Source organism: Pantoea sp. SM3, from assembly GCF_000963995.1.
Taxonomy (GTDB): domain Bacteria; phylum Pseudomonadota; class Gammaproteobacteria; order Enterobacterales; family Enterobacteriaceae; genus Pantoea; species Pantoea rwandensis_B.
Window position 1 is genome coordinate 43855 of the sequence record NZ_JZRD01000030.1, and the last position, 14243, is coordinate 58097.

The 14243-nt window shown below is 53.8% G+C and carries 14 protein-coding genes; 9 read left to right on the plus strand and 5 right to left on the minus strand.

The window, feature by feature from the left end; all coding sequences use genetic code 11:
- Positions 1 to 373: 373 nt before the first annotated feature.
- On the plus strand, positions 374 to 1612 hold the full coding sequence (locus tag VI01_RS16865) for an MFS transporter (protein ID WP_045815985.1): 1239 nt from the start codon (positions 374 to 376) through the stop codon (positions 1610 to 1612).
- Between the two features lie 101 nt (positions 1613 to 1713).
- On the opposite strand, the gene VI01_RS16870 is transcribed toward VI01_RS16865, so the two are convergent.
- A complete protein-coding gene (locus tag VI01_RS16870) occupies positions 1714 to 2874 on the minus strand; it encodes a Gfo/Idh/MocA family protein (RefSeq protein ID WP_045815986.1) in 1161 nt (386 codons plus the stop codon).
- Between the two features lie 267 nt (positions 2875 to 3141).
- Between VI01_RS16870 and VI01_RS16875 the strand changes: the two genes are divergently transcribed.
- Positions 3142 to 4017 (plus strand): BadF/BadG/BcrA/BcrD ATPase family protein, encoded by an 876-nt coding sequence (locus VI01_RS16875; RefSeq protein WP_197079600.1) that lies wholly within the window; start codon positions 3142 to 3144, stop codon positions 4015 to 4017.
- A 26-nt stretch (positions 4018 to 4043) separates the two neighbouring features.
- Positions 4044 to 5165 carry an ROK family transcriptional regulator gene (locus VI01_RS16880; protein ID WP_038643563.1) on the plus strand — a complete coding sequence of 374 codons (1122 nt, stop codon included), beginning with the start codon at positions 4044 to 4046 and terminating at the stop codon, positions 5163 to 5165.
- Between the two features lie 98 nt (positions 5166 to 5263).
- On the opposite strand, the gene VI01_RS16885 is transcribed toward VI01_RS16880, so the two are convergent.
- A complete protein-coding gene (locus VI01_RS16885; RefSeq protein ID WP_045815988.1) occupies positions 5264 to 6355 on the minus strand; it encodes an ABC transporter ATP-binding protein in 1092 nt (363 codons plus the stop codon).
- A 13-nt stretch (positions 6356 to 6368) separates the two neighbouring features.
- A complete protein-coding gene (locus VI01_RS16890; protein ID WP_045815989.1) occupies positions 6369 to 6968 on the minus strand; it encodes a GNAT family N-acetyltransferase in 600 nt (199 codons plus the stop codon).
- A 529-nt stretch (positions 6969 to 7497) separates the two neighbouring features.
- On the opposite strand from VI01_RS16890, the gene VI01_RS16895 reads away from it, so the two are divergent.
- The 5 genes from VI01_RS16895 to VI01_RS16910 all read left to right on the plus strand — a co-directional run bounded on the left by VI01_RS16895 (position 7498) and on the right by VI01_RS16910 (position 11510).
- The gene (locus VI01_RS16895) at positions 7498 to 8841 is read left to right on the plus strand and encodes an extracellular solute-binding protein (protein WP_156149372.1); all 1344 of its coding nucleotides are present in this window, start codon (positions 7498 to 7500) and stop codon (positions 8839 to 8841) included.
- Between the two features lie 58 nt (positions 8842 to 8899).
- Positions 8900 to 9772, plus strand: coding sequence for a carbohydrate ABC transporter permease (locus VI01_RS16900; RefSeq protein ID WP_038643559.1), 873 nt, complete (start codon positions 8900 to 8902; stop codon positions 9770 to 9772).
- Positions 9772 to 10587 carry a carbohydrate ABC transporter permease gene (locus tag VI01_RS16905; protein WP_045815990.1) on the plus strand — a complete coding sequence of 272 codons (816 nt, stop codon included), beginning with the start codon at positions 9772 to 9774 and terminating at the stop codon, positions 10585 to 10587. Before VI01_RS16900 ends, VI01_RS16905 begins: the two co-directional genes overlap by 1 nt.
- Before the next feature lie 133 nt (positions 10588 to 10720).
- Positions 10721 to 11164, plus strand: coding sequence for a DUF2778 domain-containing protein (locus VI01_RS25000; RefSeq protein WP_075564113.1), 444 nt, complete (start codon positions 10721 to 10723; stop codon positions 11162 to 11164).
- 73 nt (positions 11165 to 11237) lie between these two features.
- Complete coding sequence (locus VI01_RS16910) at positions 11238 to 11510, plus strand: hypothetical protein (protein WP_156149373.1); 273 nt, start codon at positions 11238 to 11240, stop codon at positions 11508 to 11510.
- Between the two features lie 11 nt (positions 11511 to 11521).
- Here the strand turns inward: VI01_RS16910 and VI01_RS16915 are convergent, their stop codons facing one another.
- Positions 11522 to 12004: a type VI secretion system tube protein TssD gene (locus tag VI01_RS16915; RefSeq protein WP_045815992.1), complete on the minus strand. Its 483-nt coding sequence runs from the start codon at positions 12002 to 12004 to the stop codon at positions 11522 to 11524.
- Between the two features lie 102 nt (positions 12005 to 12106).
- Positions 12107 to 13177: a tartrate dehydrogenase gene (locus tag VI01_RS16920; protein ID WP_038643556.1), complete on the minus strand. Its 1071-nt coding sequence runs from the start codon at positions 13175 to 13177 to the stop codon at positions 12107 to 12109.
- An 84-nt stretch (positions 13178 to 13261) separates the two neighbouring features.
- On the opposite strand from VI01_RS16920, the gene VI01_RS16925 reads away from it, so the two are divergent.
- On the plus strand, positions 13262 to 14167 hold the full coding sequence (locus tag VI01_RS16925) for a LysR family transcriptional regulator (RefSeq protein ID WP_045815993.1): 906 nt from the start codon (positions 13262 to 13264) through the stop codon (positions 14165 to 14167).
- Positions 14168 to 14243: the final 76 nt, after the last annotated feature.

The window sequence follows — 14243 nt, forward strand, 5'->3', positions numbered from 1 at the left end:
ATAAGGACGGCAAGGTTGCTGTGATCTTTACGCTTCCAATATAGATCGAATTGTTTGTTAAGGTCACCTTTTTTAGCTGTCTCTGATAGAGAGATATGGCGGTTAAAAGATGTATTTAATATTGAATTATTGGAATTTCTGGAATGATTCGGATATTTTCAGATGAAAACAATCAGCCTGCTAATATTCAGAACTCTATGCTTAGTTGAATTTTAGATAAGCAACTGTTTTTAAAGCGCACGGCTAGCCATTGCTTGCCAGCGTCAGATGTCGCACTCTGTGGCCGCAAAATGATAATGAGAGTCGGTAAACGGCTTTTCACCAGGCTGGTGCAATGATGCTGGCCGGATGATGATTTAGGATGGGATAAAATATGGCTTCACCGTTATCCGCAGCAGAAGACTCTCTGTTGCGGCACAGGTCGTTTGTCGCCTTCTGGTTGGCACGCACCTGTTCATCGTTTGGTTTCCAGATGTTCTCCGTGGCGGTGAGCTGGCAAATCTACGCCCTTACCCACAGCGCGATGGCGTTAGGGATGATTGGCCTGATGCAGTTCCTGCCTTCGGTGTTACTGGCTCTGCCGGCCGGCCATCTCGCCGACCAGTTTGATCGCCGCCGCATTGTGCTGGTCGGGCAATTGATTGAATGGCTAGTCCTGCTTGGCCTGGTGGCACTGACGCTGATGCACTGGGCGGATAAAATTGAAATTTGGGGACTGGTGTTTCTGATCTCGGTTGCTAAAGCGCTGGAGTGGCCGTCGATCACCTCTATGCTCCCTGCGCTGGTTCCTCCACCGATTCTCGCGCGTGCCATGGCGGCGAGTTCAGTGGGCGGTCAGGCTGCGGTGATTGTCGGCCCAACCTTAGGGGGTCTGCTGTATGTGGCTGGCCCCGAGGTGGTTTACGGCGTTTCAGCCCTGTTTTATCTCTTCTCGCTGGTGTTGATCAGCCGCCTCCGCTATGAACGTCCACCTCAAACGCGTATGCCGATGAATCTCACGACCATGTTTGCGGGAGTGCGTTTTATTCGTGAGCGCAAAGATGTGCTGGGTGTGATCTCTCTCGATCTGTTCGCCGTGCTACTGGGGGGCGCCACCGCGCTGTTGCCGATCTTCGCGCAGGATATTCTGCATACCGGCCCCTGGGGATTAGGCATGCTGCGTGGAGCGCCTTCTGTGGGGGCGCTCATTGTTGGCGTGTGGCTGAGTCGCCACAAGCTGGAAAAGCACGTCGGCATGATTATGTTTGGTTCTGTCGCGGGCTTTGGTGTGGTTACGCTGGTGTTCGCGCTCTCCACGCAATTATGGCTGTCTCTGCTGGCGCTGGCCGCGCTGGGCGGGTTCGATATGGTGAGCATGGTGATTCGCGGCGCGCTGGTGCAGCTGGATACGCCGGATGACATGCGCGGTCGCGTGAATGCGGTCAACGCCATCTTTATTAATACCTCAAATCAGCTTGGTGAGTTTGAATCAGGCATGCTGGCAGCGTGGATGGGGGCGGTGCCTGCCGCAGCGCTTGGCGGTATCGGCACGCTGGTGGTGGTGGTGGTCTGGATGACGATTTTCCCGCATCTGCGCAAACGGCAGAAGCTGGAGAACGAAAACGCAGGATAAGCGCCAACAAAAACCGGCTCGCGAGCCGGTTAATGATGTCACCACTCTGCACTGCCATGAAAAGCCCCGCGCAAAGGGGGACCTGCGCGGGGAGGTTGACCTTAAACGGTCGCGGTTTTCCCCAGGCTGGCGTCAAATTGTTTCCAGCTGTCTGTCATATCCACCACGGTTTTCGATTTTCGTGCTTCATCGATTTTAATCGCGGTCAGGCCCGCTTCCAGTGCATCCACCACAGAGACTTTCAGTGGCGTTCCCTGTTTAATGTGTTTGACGATCTCTTCAGCCATCAACGCATCGGCACCGTAGTGACCGTCATAGGCATTGCCGCTGTAAGTGGTATCGACTTCGCGCTCGCCGGTGCGGGCGTTGTGCACGCGGAAGTAGTTACGCACAAAGTCACCCTCAGCCATGCCATCGGTGCCCATCACGCAGAAACGCCGAAACTCATCCGGCACGTTAAGGTTGGCGTGGAAGGCGAGCGTTGCGCCATTGGCGTATTCGATCAGCGCTGTCTGGTAGTCGACGATGTCGGCATCGCCATCAAACACCGCATCCGTGCTTGACCAGCCGCTGGGTTTAACGTGATACACCTCAGATTGCGGTGTGACAGCCCCGGTGGGTGCATGTTGCGGCGTGAAGTTTTTACGCCCACCAAAGCTGGCGACGCGCACCGGACGTTCACCGACTAATCCTTGATAGAGATCGATATCGTGGCAGCATTTTTCCAGAATGTAAGGACCGGCGTATTTTTCCAGACGTCGCCAGTCGCGCTGGAAGAAGGCCCCATGGTAAGGCTTGATGTGTTCCGTGGCTTCGATTGAGGTGATCTCGCCCAGGCGATGTTCGTCACGCGCGTTTAAGAGATCGTGGTACAGCGGTGAGTAGCGTAAAACTAAGCCGACCAGAATTCGTTCATGCCCATATTGCTGCACCAGCTGTGCCATCGCCATCGTCTGTTCTTCATTGATCACCACCGGTTTCTCGGTGAACACGGTGTAACCGGCGGCCAGCCCCTGGCGAATATGCTCAAGGTGCATAAAGTTGGGTGACCCTACCAGCAGCAGATCGAACCCACCGTGCTGGAGTAGCGCATCCACGTTGTCGAACGCCTTCCCGGCATCAATGCCGAAGGTGTGGAGATTCGGCAAGCCAGCGGGAGCCGGATCGACGTAACCCACCACGGAGAACTCTGCGTCAGCTTTGTTGAACTCTTTCACGACATGAGAAAGACGAAAGCCCAGACCAATAATGCCCACTTTCATGTTGTACCCCTGAAGCCCGTTGCTTGTTAGCTGCCCGACCCATCAGGCTGCTGATAATCTGACCGTTAACTTATTACGGCAGAAAAACTAATGTCAATCCGTAACGCCGATCCAAAATTGGAATTTTTTGTTATCTTTATGTTTTAAATGGATATTAATTAACTATACGGAATGCGTATTTATTTGTGATTGCGATTTAAGTTTTTTTCCCCTATCTTTCGCACATCTATAAGCATCATGCCGTTGGTGGCAGGCAGGAGGAAGCGCGTGCAATCACTTTTGCTGGGTATTGATGGCGGTGGTACGCACTGTCGCGGTCGCCTGACGGATCACGCTGGCCACGTGCTGGCGGAAGCGACGGGCGGCCCCGCCAATGTCTGGTCGCAGTATGATGCCGCCATCAACGCCATTGAATCGGTCATCGACACGCTATTTCAACAAGCGGGGCTTGCTGCTGATGCGCGTGACCGCACCCTGCTGGTGGCGGGTTTAGCGGGTGCCAATGTGGCATCGGTGCATTCCCGGCTGCAAAGCTGGCAGCCTCGTTGTCAGGCGCGTTATCTGTTTACCGATGTCGAAATCGCCTGTGCGGGTGCGCACGATGGTGCACCCGGCGCGGTGTTGATTGTCGGGACGGGCAGTCAGGGCGCAGCCTGGGACGGCACGCAGTTTACCCTGCTGGGCGGCTGGGGTTTTGCCCTGTCAGATGCCGGTTCAGGCGCCATTCTTGGGCGCCGGGCACGCCGCTTAGCGCTGCTGGCGCACGAAGCTATCGTGCCTGCTTCGGCGTTGACTGAACGCATCATGGCGCTGCATCAACACAGTCCGGAACAGATGCTACTCTGGTCACAGCAGGCAACACCCGCCGAATGGGGCAATGTGGTGCCTGAGGTCTTTACCGCCGCGCAGCAGGGCGATCCTCATGGTATTGCGCTGGTGCAGCAGGCCGCTGCCGATATCGTGCAGATGGTGCAGCCCTTGCTGGCGCGCAGTCACGGCAAATTGGCCCTGATGGGGGGACTCGCGGTGCCGATTCAGCCCTGGTTACCCGCTGACATTGCCGCGCAGCTTGTCCCGCCGCAGGGTGATGCCTTAAGCGGTGCATTGCGCCTTGCCAGCCAGTTCAGCCAGCAACCGGCTTAGCCTCTTCCAACTTAAAAAAGAGATCCATGAGCGCTCCCAACGTAACTGCACGCATTTTGCGCCTGATTGTCGAAAATGCGCCAATCAGCCAGTCTGATCTTAAAGTTCGTAGCGGCCTGAGCATGTCTACGGTATCGCAGGCCACTAATCGTTTGCTGTCCGGCGGTATTGTGCAGGAGCTGGGGCTGCGTCGCGTCTCAATGGGACGACCGAAAACACTGCTCGGCCTCAATCCGGATCACGCCAGCGTGGTCGGCATTCAACTTAATGCCGAACGCAACCTGATTGTCTTAACCGACCTGAGCGGCAACATCATCGGCGAGCAGCAGATCCCGTCCGGCGCGATGACTCCTAAACAACTGGGTGACGCGCTGGCGAAGTTTTTGCGTGGCGTGGAAGGAAAGAAAGTCGGTGCCATTGGGCTGGCGCTTTCAGGTCTGGTGGATGCCAGCAACGGCGTTTGCGTGTTGTCACGCGCGCTGGGCTGGAACAACGTGCCGATTGCGCGCCTGCTGGAAGAGCGTTTTTCGCTGCCGGTCTTTATCGAAAATGATGCCAATGCGTTAGCCATGGCCGCACTGGTGTTTGGTCAGCTGGGCCATGCACAATCCGCGGTGATTGCCACTTTTGGCAAAGGTATTGGGGCGGGAATTTTGCTGGACCGCCAGCTCTATCGTGGCCGTCATGGTAAAGCTGGAGAGATTGGCGTGTCATTGCTCGGTGATGGTTCTGAGCGATTGCTGGAAGATGTGGCCTCATCACAAGCGATTTTGCAGCGCGTGGCGGTTTCCCTGAAAGAGGCGCTGCCGCAGACATTACGCGATCTGGATAGCCAGCCCACGCCTGAAGTGCTCAGTGCACTGGCGGAAGCCGGACAGCACCTGGGCATGTCGCTGGCGAATCTGTCGGTGGCTTATGATCCTGACGTAGTGTATCTGGCGATGGAGCCGCAGATGGCATCGCGCATACTGCTCGACCATATCACGCAGAGTTTCCAGACCTACCGGCTGAAGATCACGCCGCAGATGACGCCGCTGCAGTTCCTCACCGAGTCGAATCGTATGTGGGCACAAGGGGCGGCAGGCTTTGCGGTGAATAAGCTGTTAGATTTGCTGGCGGCGCAGGCCGATGAAGAGACGGTGCCTTAAAACGGCAATCTGAGTCTTGGCGCGCCCGGAATCGAAACTTACCGTCTGTTCAGAGAGGGCGCCGTAGCAAAACCACGGCGCTTGCTTCGATGAGGCGCTTAACGCAGGCGCAATCCCTGCTCATCAAACAACATCCCGCGTTCAGCATTGATCTGATAACTGACGCGGTCGCCAATCTCATGCTCTGCCGCGTTGCGTTCCTCAATCACCAATAACTTCTCCTCACCGATATCCAGATAAAGATAGTTGGTGTGCCCCAGCATCTCACTGAATGACAAATCGGCGCTGAAGCTCAGCGTATCGGTTTCCTGCTGCGCCGGAGAGAAATGCTCGGGTCGAATCCCCAGCGTGACTTTTTGTCCTTCATGGCAGGCTGCATCTATCTTCATGGTCAGCGTGTGAATGCCCAAGGCAGGCACGCGCAGTTGCACGGCACCTGGCGCGACTGTGGCAATTTCCGCCTGCAGGAAGTTCATCTTCGGTGAACCGATAAACCCAGCGACAAACAGATTGTCGGGATCGTGATACAGCGCCATCGGTGCACCCACCTGCTCAATTTTGCCCTGACGAAGTACCACGATGCGGTCGGCCAGCGTCATCGCTTCCAGCTGGTCGTGCGTGACATAAATCATGGTGTTGCCCAGAGAGGCATGCAGGCGAGCGATCTCAATGCGCATCTGTAACCGCAGCTCAGCATCCAGATTGGAGAGCGGTTCATCAAACAGGAAAATGCGTGGATGGCGGATAATGGCGCGGCCGATGGCCACACGCTGACGCTGGCCGCCGGAGAGCGCACGTGGCAGGCGATCCAGCAGTTCTGTCAGATGCAGGCGCGCGGCCGTCTGGTTAATTGCTTTCTCGATTTCTGCTTTGGATTTCTTCATCACTTCCAGCGGGTAAGCCAGATTGCCGCGCACCGTCATATTCGGATAGAGCGCATAAGACTGGAATACCATGGCAATGCCGCGCTCGGTGGCGGGCTGATGCGTCATGTCTGCGCCCTCAATCAGTAACTTGCCGTCACTGATCTCCTCCAGCCCGGCAATCATGCGCAGCAGCGTCGATTTACCGCAGCCGGAAGGGCCGACAAACACCACAAATTCGCCGCTGTTAATAGTGAGATCGATACCGTGGATCACATTCACATGGTCGTAGGACTTTTTAACGCTTTGCAGGTGCAGGCTGGTCATGGTGAGGCCTCAATCAGAGTAGTTGACCCATGTAGATGGCGTTGCTGCGCATAATCGGCGTGAAACCGAGACGTTGATAAAAGCCGCACACCTTCTCATTTTGCAGACTCACGCCCAGATAAACACCCGGCACGCCAGCGGCACGCAGATCCTGCAACAGCTGCTCAATCAGTTTTCTTCCCCAGCCGCCCTGTTGCGCTGGCGGCAGCAGATTGATATGCAGATGCGCGGGCCATTGCGCCACCAGTTGCTCTGCAGCGGCATCCGGCTGAAGGATGGCATCCAGGACTTTACTGTCGAGTGGCGCGCGCGGCGTGTAATCGCGATATTGCTGTTGCAGTTGTGGCCACCACTGCGCATTCAGTTCTGCTTCGAAGGCGCGTGTATCTGCCACCGCCACCGCATAGCCCATCACTTCCCCATTCATTTCAAGTGCATAGGAAAATTCGGGTGCAAAGCGTGCGTAAGGAATGACAAAACGCAGGCCAGGCAGCGCCGGGTCAGAATAGAGCGCGGTGGCGTCAGTTCCCGCATTGGCCGTTTCTAAGCAGATGCGCGACAGGGCTGGAAAATCGCTCTCGCGGGTTCGGCGAATAACACCTTTAGCCGTCATGGTGGAGCCTCTGTGGTCATGAGATGAACAGATTTTACGGTAAATAAAGCTGACTTAGTTTTCAAGTTGTAATAATTGCGCGACCGCACAACACGGAGGTAAATCACTGGTAGTGAGGTATCGCGCAAATGTCTGCCTATAGCGACGCAGAGCCTATGCCGCCTGCATTCAGCGCTGATTTTACCGTCGCAGCCTGTCGAACATCACATTAACTATAGAATTTTCATATGGTCTGTCAGTAGGTTAATGCTGGTGATTAGCGTGAGTGAATTGTGCTGGCAGCAGCTGTCAGGCATCTTCAGGTGTACGCTTTTGTGTCTGGCAGACAGGATTCTCTGCTGTGTAGTCCGCTTTTCTTCTCACAATTTGCACTGTATCACAGAGCAAAAATTCCGCAGTGAGGGTGTTTGACTTTCTTTTGTGCATAAAGTAAGTATGAATTAACGTCGTTATTGCTGCTGAATCAACCTGCCAGGACCTGCAGGTGTCGCAATGAAGGGATGCCAGTCATCTGTTGGAGAAACCGAGCATGATGTGTGATTCAACCAAACGTCCGTCCCGTATGAAAAGCTCACTGCGCGTGGTATCGCGTCTGGTTTCAGCCGGGATCTTGCTCGGTGCAACCCTGGCGACGGCGCAAGCGGTGACGCTGAACGAATGGGATATTTATAACTATCCACAGCAGACCGAGGCGGTGGATGAAGCGGTGAAAGCGTTCCAGCAAAAGAATCCGGGCATCACCATTCAGCGCTCGGTGCACTCTTTTGAAGATACGCGTATTCCACTGAAGCTGGCGCTGACCGCCGGTGATGGCCCGCAAATCGCCCAGGTCAATCAGGGCGGTGGCGATATGGGTTCGCTGGTGAAAGACAAACTGCTGTGGCCGCTTGACGACTACGCCAAAACTTATGGCTGGACCACGCGCTTCCCGGACTCGATCCTCAAGCGTAACCGCTGGTCAGATAAGCAGGACTTTGGCAGCGGTCAGCTTTACGGTGTCGCCAGCCTCGGTGAAATGGTGGGGCTGTATTACAACAAGGCTTTGCTGGACAAGGCGGGTGTTGCCGTACCGAAAACCCTGCCTGAACTCGAAGCGGCAATGGAGAAGCTGAAAGCGGCGGGCACGCCACCGATGATGCTCGGCCTGCTGGACGGTAATATGGGCCAACAGCTGCTGAGTACCGTATGGGAAGCACAGATTGAGAGCAAAGATCGCAAAGCCCTCGATGATCTGATTTACGACGTGGGTGGCACCTTCAAAGACGACAAGCTGGTGAAAGCGGCGAGCATGATGAAGAGCTGGAAAGACAAAGGCTACTTCTTCCCTGGCTTTGAAGGCATTGGTCATGATGATGCGGCCACCCTGTTCCAGAATGGGCAGGCCGCGTTCCTGGTGAGCGGCACCTGGTATCTCGGCCAGTTCAAAGACAATAAAGATGTGCACTTTGCAGCGATGCCGATGGGGGAGGGCGTGCAGCATGCCTTGATGGTGGGTGGCACCGATCTGGCGTTCTCGATCACCAACACGGCAAAAACCAAAGAGCAGCAGGATGCGGCAGCCAAATTTATCGACTACGTCGTTTCCGACGAGATGGCGAACCGCTGGTTGAAAGTCGGCTTCCTGCCGGCGGGCACCAGCAAGAATGCACAAATCCCAGCGGATAACCCGTTGCTGGCGGAGGCGTATCAGGTATGGGTGACCCTCAACGAGCATGATGGCCTCGGCCATTATCTGGATTGGGCCACGCCGACCATGAATGCTGAGCTGAATCAGAACGTGCAGCTGTTACTGGCAGGACGACAGACGCCGGAGCAGATGGTCACTAATTTCGACAACAACTATCAACGCTACCTGAAAACCCTGAAGCACTGATGACGTCCGGCCTGGCGACGATGCCGGGCCGTGAATTAGCCTGCAAGCGAGTAAGGTTATGCTGAACAAATCTGCCTGGCGCAACGCGCTCTATCTTCTGCCCGCCGTACTGGTCTATGCGGTATTTCTACTCCTGCCGCTGCTGGCCTCGCTCGGCATCAGCTTCACCGAGTGGGATGGTACTTCCCTGCCGATTTTCACCGGTATCAGCAACTATGTGCGTATGTTCCAGGATCCGGTGTTCTGGGTGGCGCTCGGTAACAATGCGCTGCTGATGTTGTTTTATACCTTGTTGCCGATTGGTGTCGGTTTACTGCTGTGCAGCTTCCTGTATGAAACGCGTAACGGCAAAGAGCGCAGCGTGCTGCGTATTCTGTTTTTCCTGCCGTATATCATGCCGATGGCGGTTTTGGGCGTGGTGTGGCGTTGGTTATATAACCCGGCGTTTGGCCCTATCGATCAGTTCCTGCGCGCCATCGGTTTACCGCAGTTGGCGTTGTCGTGGCTGGGGGATTTCACCTGGGCATTACCGGCTGTGGGTTTTGTTGCCACCTGGTATTTCTTCGGATTCTGTCTGGTGCTGTTTATGGCCGGTTTGCAGCGCATGGATCCTTCACTGCTGGAAGCCGCCGATTTGGATGGTTCTTCGCGTCGCCAGAAGTTTATGCGCATTACGCTGCCTTCGCTGCGTCCGGAATTGCGCATTGCGCTGCTGCTGACGGTGATTGCCAGCCTGAAGGCCTTTGACCTGGTGTATGTGATGACGCAAGGCGGGCCGGGCACTTCGACCATGGTGACCAACATCTTTATGTATAAGCAGGGCTTCGATTTGCACTACTTTGGCTACGCGTCAGCGGTAGCCGTGTTCAGTATGTTGATTGTGCTGATGATCAACGCCTGTATTCATTTTGCTATCCGGGAGCGTCACTGATGCGCGGTACGCCTGTTGTTTCTCGCGCGCTCATCTGGATTGTCGCGTTAATGACTATCCTGCCGTTTTTAATGGCGCTGATGACCTCATTCAAAACCCAGATGGAGCTGTTTCAGGGCGTGTTCACGCTGCCTGCGTCGCTGAACTTCAAAAACTACGTGACGGCCTGGCAACAGGGACATTTCAACGTCTACTTTATGAACTCGGTGCTGGTGGTGATTCCGGTGGTGCTCAGCAGTATTTTGTTAGGGATTCTGGCAGGATTTGGTTTTGCCTGGCTGAAAATTCCCGGTAAGAAGCTGATAGCAGCGATGCTGGGCTTAGGCATGGTGCTGCCGAGCGAGGCTTTTATTATCCCGCTTTACCACGAACTGCGTTGGATGGGGCTGACGAATACTTATCTGGCGCTGATCCTGCCGCAAATTGCCTTATCGCTGCCGTTTACCACGCTGATGATTGCCACTGCACTGCAACAGGTGCCGCGCGAACTGGTGGAAGCCTCGGTGATGGATGGCGCTTCAAGGCGCAAGATATTGTGGGGCATTCTGGTGCCTGCCATTTGGCCCACGCTCTCGACGCTGGCACTGCTGCTGTTTATCTGGACGTGGAATGAGTTCCTGATTCCGCTGATTCTGGTCAACAAGGATGAACTGCGTACTTTGCCAATCGGCATGATGTTCTTCCAGAACAAAAACACGATTGATATTCCGGTGCTGATGGCAGGCGCAATGATCGTGATTCTGCCGCTGGTGGCGGTGTTCCTGGTGTTCCAGCGTAAGTTTATCAGTGGTGTGACGGAAGGGGCGGTGAAGTAGGGTGCCCCTTTTGGGGCTCCTGAACTGTAACCTGTGATGGAATGCACAGTGTTGGACTATCCTGGGATATTTAATTAACACCCACAAACTGTTTGTGGTTATTGTGCCATGGTTAATTTCAGGAGGAAATTACATGGCTATTAACGGAAAGTTTATTCTTACGGGCACTCAGTTCTCTCCACTCATATTGCCGGGCATTGGCCATTTCATGGCTTTCTCAGGCAATAATCGTTATCGAAATCGCCCAGCATGTGCATCGGTTCCATTTAATGGACCTTTGCCCTTAGGTCTGTATTACATCGTCAAGCGACCCACGAATGGTGTGAAGAGCATGTTATATAATATGAGTCGAGAGTTTTGGTCATGGCCAGGCAGTTCACCTGTTATTCATGCCGAATGGTTTGGAGTTTTTCGCCACGACACACTCATTGACGATTATACGTTTGTTGAAGGTATTAAACGCGGTAACTTCCGTCTGCATCCAATTGGCCCTGCCGGCATATCACAAGGTTGTATTACCTTACAGTATCGTAGTGATTTTCTAAAAATTCGTCAGGCATTGATGACTTACACTTAAGGAAATAAAAACATTCTAGGCACCAGTTTCTATTCGTATGGGACAATTGAGGTCATTGATGGGAGTATTTCAGATGTCTGTAGCGCATAGTTCTGGTGTCAGGTTTCCATTAAAAATGGTATTTTTCTTCCTTGCTTTTCTTATCCTCATTCCGATTAATCACACAATAGCTTTCGCTTTTCTTAACGGAAATCAGTCTGCATTTGTCGATTTTACAAATGCATATGGCTTGGGTGATGCTGAGGGATTTTACGGTCAATTGATTATTGCTTTATCTGTGATTGAAAGCGCGAGTCTTTTGGCACTCACGCTTTATCTGATAAAGATATTCAAGAATCGCCATTGACCATGGTGTGGTTAACTTCGTTCATTCCATGCGTCAGTGTGTTGTACATTTCCATCACAATATCGCCAGGTGACTTTTTCATACATCATCGCAACGGATTCGACATGGTTAGTTTGATGGCTGCTCGCTTTTATGTTTGCCATGCCAGGAATTACGGAAACGATTTTAACACCTTCAAAAAGCATATTGAAGTATTCAACCTCTTGTCCCGCATCACTAATACAGTACCATTTAAATTCTGCTGAAGTTAATGTCTGTCCTGATGTGACAGCTTTATAGAGATAGGGGCTCGATGAGTCGAATTCCTTTTCAAAACTTACCGGCATATGTGTACGAGTTCCCGTAATCTTACCCGTAGCACCATCAACCGGTAAAGTGACTCCATGAGAGAACCCTTGCACTTCAATGCTGTGTTCTCTTGCTGTTACATCCACGGAGCCTTTAATAATCGCTCCACCATCATCCTTTAACCACAAATAAGCCGGGATAGGCATATTATTTCCTTATTACCGTTGTCCTGAAAATAAGGTACATCAATAAAATTCATATCCCTTGCTTATTTTATGGTTATTGTGATCTTTATTGACACTTAATTTTTACAGCGCTGCCGCGATTGCCACACCCAACTCTTCTGTTGAAGCGCTGCCGCCGAGGTCGCGCGTCAGGCTATTGCCGGCAGCCAGCGTGCGTTCAATCGCGTCCAGTACGGCGGCACCCGCTTCAGCGTAACCGAGGTGCTCCAGCATCATCGCACCACACCAGATCTGTCCAATCGGGTTTGCTACGCCTTTGCCCGCGATATCCGGCGCTGAGCCGTGTACCGGTTCAAACAGGCTAGGGAATTTCCCTTCCGGGTTGATGTTGGCGGAAGGCGCAATACCGATGGTGCCGGTACAGGCCGGGCCGAGATCTGACAGGATGTCGCCAAACAGGTTGCTGGCCACCACCACATCAAACCAGTCCGGGTGCAGCACGAAGTTCGCCGTCAAAATATCGATATGATACTTATCGACTTTCACTTCCGGGTAACTCGGCGCCATGGCTTCGACGCGGCTGTCCCAATAGGGCATGGTGATAGCAATGCCGTTGGATTTGGTGGCAGAGGTCAGGTGTTTTTTCGGACGCTTCTGCGCTAACTCATAGGCAAACTTCAGGATGCGATCGACGCCCGTACGCGTCATCACCGTCTCCTGAATCACCACCTCGCGGTCGGTTCCAGGGAACATGGTTCCGCCTACCGACGAGTACTCGCCCTCGGTATTTTCACGCACCACGTAAAAATCGATATCGCCGGGCTGACGATTGGCCAGCGGCGCTTTGACGCCCGGCATCAGGCGAACCGGACGCAAGTTGACGTACTGATCAAATTCGCGGCGGAACTGCAGCAGCGATCCCCACAGCGACACGTGATCCGGTACCACATCTGGCCAGCCCACCGCGCCAAAATAGATGGCATCAAACTGGCTCAGAGTGGCGAACCAGTCATCCGGCAACATCTTGCCATGCTGCTGCCAGTACTCGGCGCTGGCAAAGTCAAACCATTGCCATTCCAGAGAAATATTGAATTTCTTTGCCGCTGCATCCATCACGCGGATGCCTTCTGGCATCACTTCTTTGCCAATGCCATCGCCAGGGATGACGGCGATTTTGTAGGTTTTGCCGCTCATAGGGTTCTCGCAGGTTGCTGTTGATGTTCTGAACGCAGTATAACCATGCATCACCGGGAAATAATTAGCCTGAGCGGCAAGCCAATGTTGAATAAAAGTAGAGAATCGCGTACCTCGACTGACGATCTGGCCTTCTTTGTGCGCGTCGCAGCGCTGGAGAGTTTAACCGCTGCGGCGCGTGAACTCGGGCTATCGCTGCCCGCCGTCAGCAAACGTCTCAGCCACCTTGAACAGCGTCTGGGGGTGCAACTGCTGAAACGCACCACGCGGCGACTGGAGCTCACCGCTGAAGGAAAACGCTATCTGGAAGGGGCTCGCCCGTTGCTGGATCAACTGGCAGAGCTGGAGGAGTCGGTGAGCAGCCAGGCGGCGGTGCTGCGTGGCAGCCTGAACATTAACGCCTCATTTGGATTTGGTCGCCGCCATGTTGCCCCCTGCGTGTCCCGCTTTGCTGCGCTGCATCCTGAAGTCTCGTTATCATTACAACTCAGCAGCCAGCCATTGAATTTCATCGATTCGCACATCGACATTGATATCCGCATTGGCGAACCGCCCGATGCGCGGCTCATCGCGCGTAAGTTACGCACTAATCCGCGCGTGCTATGCTGCGCCCCAATTTATGCGGAGCGTCACGGCCTGCCTGACAGTATTGCGGCGCTGTCGCAGCACAACTGTATTCTGCTACGGCAGTACGAGAGTGATTTCGCACTCTGGCGATTGAGTCATGGCCAGCAGCAGGTGACGCAAAAGGTGCAGGGGAGTTTGATCACCAACGATGGCGAAGTGGCGATGCAGTTAGCGATGGATGGGCACGGCATTTTGCTGCGTTCCTGGTGGGATGCCCAGCACATGATTGAACGCGGCGATCTGCTGCATGTGCTGCCAGCATGGAGCAGCGTGGACGGGGATATTTTTGCCGTGTGGCGGCCGCAGCGTCAGTTACCCGCCCGCATTAGCGCCTTTGTCGATTTTTTGCAGTCCGCCTTGTAACTATTAAGTAATATTTGATTATTTTTAATCATCATTGACTGTTTGTGAGCATGATCAAACAAATCATTTGCTGTTT

Excerpts from the sequence above, each read along its gene's own strand:
- VI01_RS16865 (WP_045815985.1), top strand. The coding sequence starts at position 374 with ATGGCTTCACCGTTATCCGCAGCAGAAGACTCTCTGTTGCGGCACAGG.
- VI01_RS16870 (WP_045815986.1), bottom strand. The coding sequence starts at position 2,874 with ATGAAAGTGGGCATTATTGGTCTGGGCTTTCGTCTTTCTCATGTCGTG.
- VI01_RS16880 (WP_038643563.1), top strand. The coding sequence starts at position 4,044 with ATGAGCGCTCCCAACGTAACTGCACGCATTTTGCGCCTGATTGTCGAA.
- VI01_RS16885 (WP_045815988.1), bottom strand. The coding sequence starts at position 6,355 with ATGACCAGCCTGCACCTGCAAAGCGTTAAAAAGTCCTACGACCATGTG.
- VI01_RS16890 (WP_045815989.1), bottom strand. The coding sequence starts at position 6,968 with ATGACGGCTAAAGGTGTTATTCGCCGAACCCGCGAGAGCGATTTTCCA.
- VI01_RS16895 (WP_156149372.1), top strand. The coding sequence starts at position 7,498 with ATGATGTGTGATTCAACCAAACGTCCGTCCCGTATGAAAAGCTCACTG.
- VI01_RS16900 (WP_038643559.1), top strand. The coding sequence starts at position 8,900 with ATGCTGAACAAATCTGCCTGGCGCAACGCGCTCTATCTTCTGCCCGCC.
- VI01_RS16905 (WP_045815990.1), top strand. The coding sequence starts at position 9,772 with ATGCGCGGTACGCCTGTTGTTTCTCGCGCGCTCATCTGGATTGTCGCG.
- VI01_RS25000 (WP_075564113.1), top strand. The coding sequence starts at position 10,721 with ATGGCTATTAACGGAAAGTTTATTCTTACGGGCACTCAGTTCTCTCCA.
- VI01_RS16910 (WP_156149373.1), top strand. The coding sequence starts at position 11,238 with ATGTCTGTAGCGCATAGTTCTGGTGTCAGGTTTCCATTAAAAATGGTA.
- VI01_RS16915 (WP_045815992.1), bottom strand. The coding sequence starts at position 12,004 with ATGCCTATCCCGGCTTATTTGTGGTTAAAGGATGATGGTGGAGCGATT.
- VI01_RS16920 (WP_038643556.1), bottom strand. The coding sequence starts at position 13,177 with ATGAGCGGCAAAACCTACAAAATCGCCGTCATCCCTGGCGATGGCATT.
- VI01_RS16925 (WP_045815993.1), top strand. The coding sequence starts at position 13,262 with ATGTTGAATAAAAGTAGAGAATCGCGTACCTCGACTGACGATCTGGCC.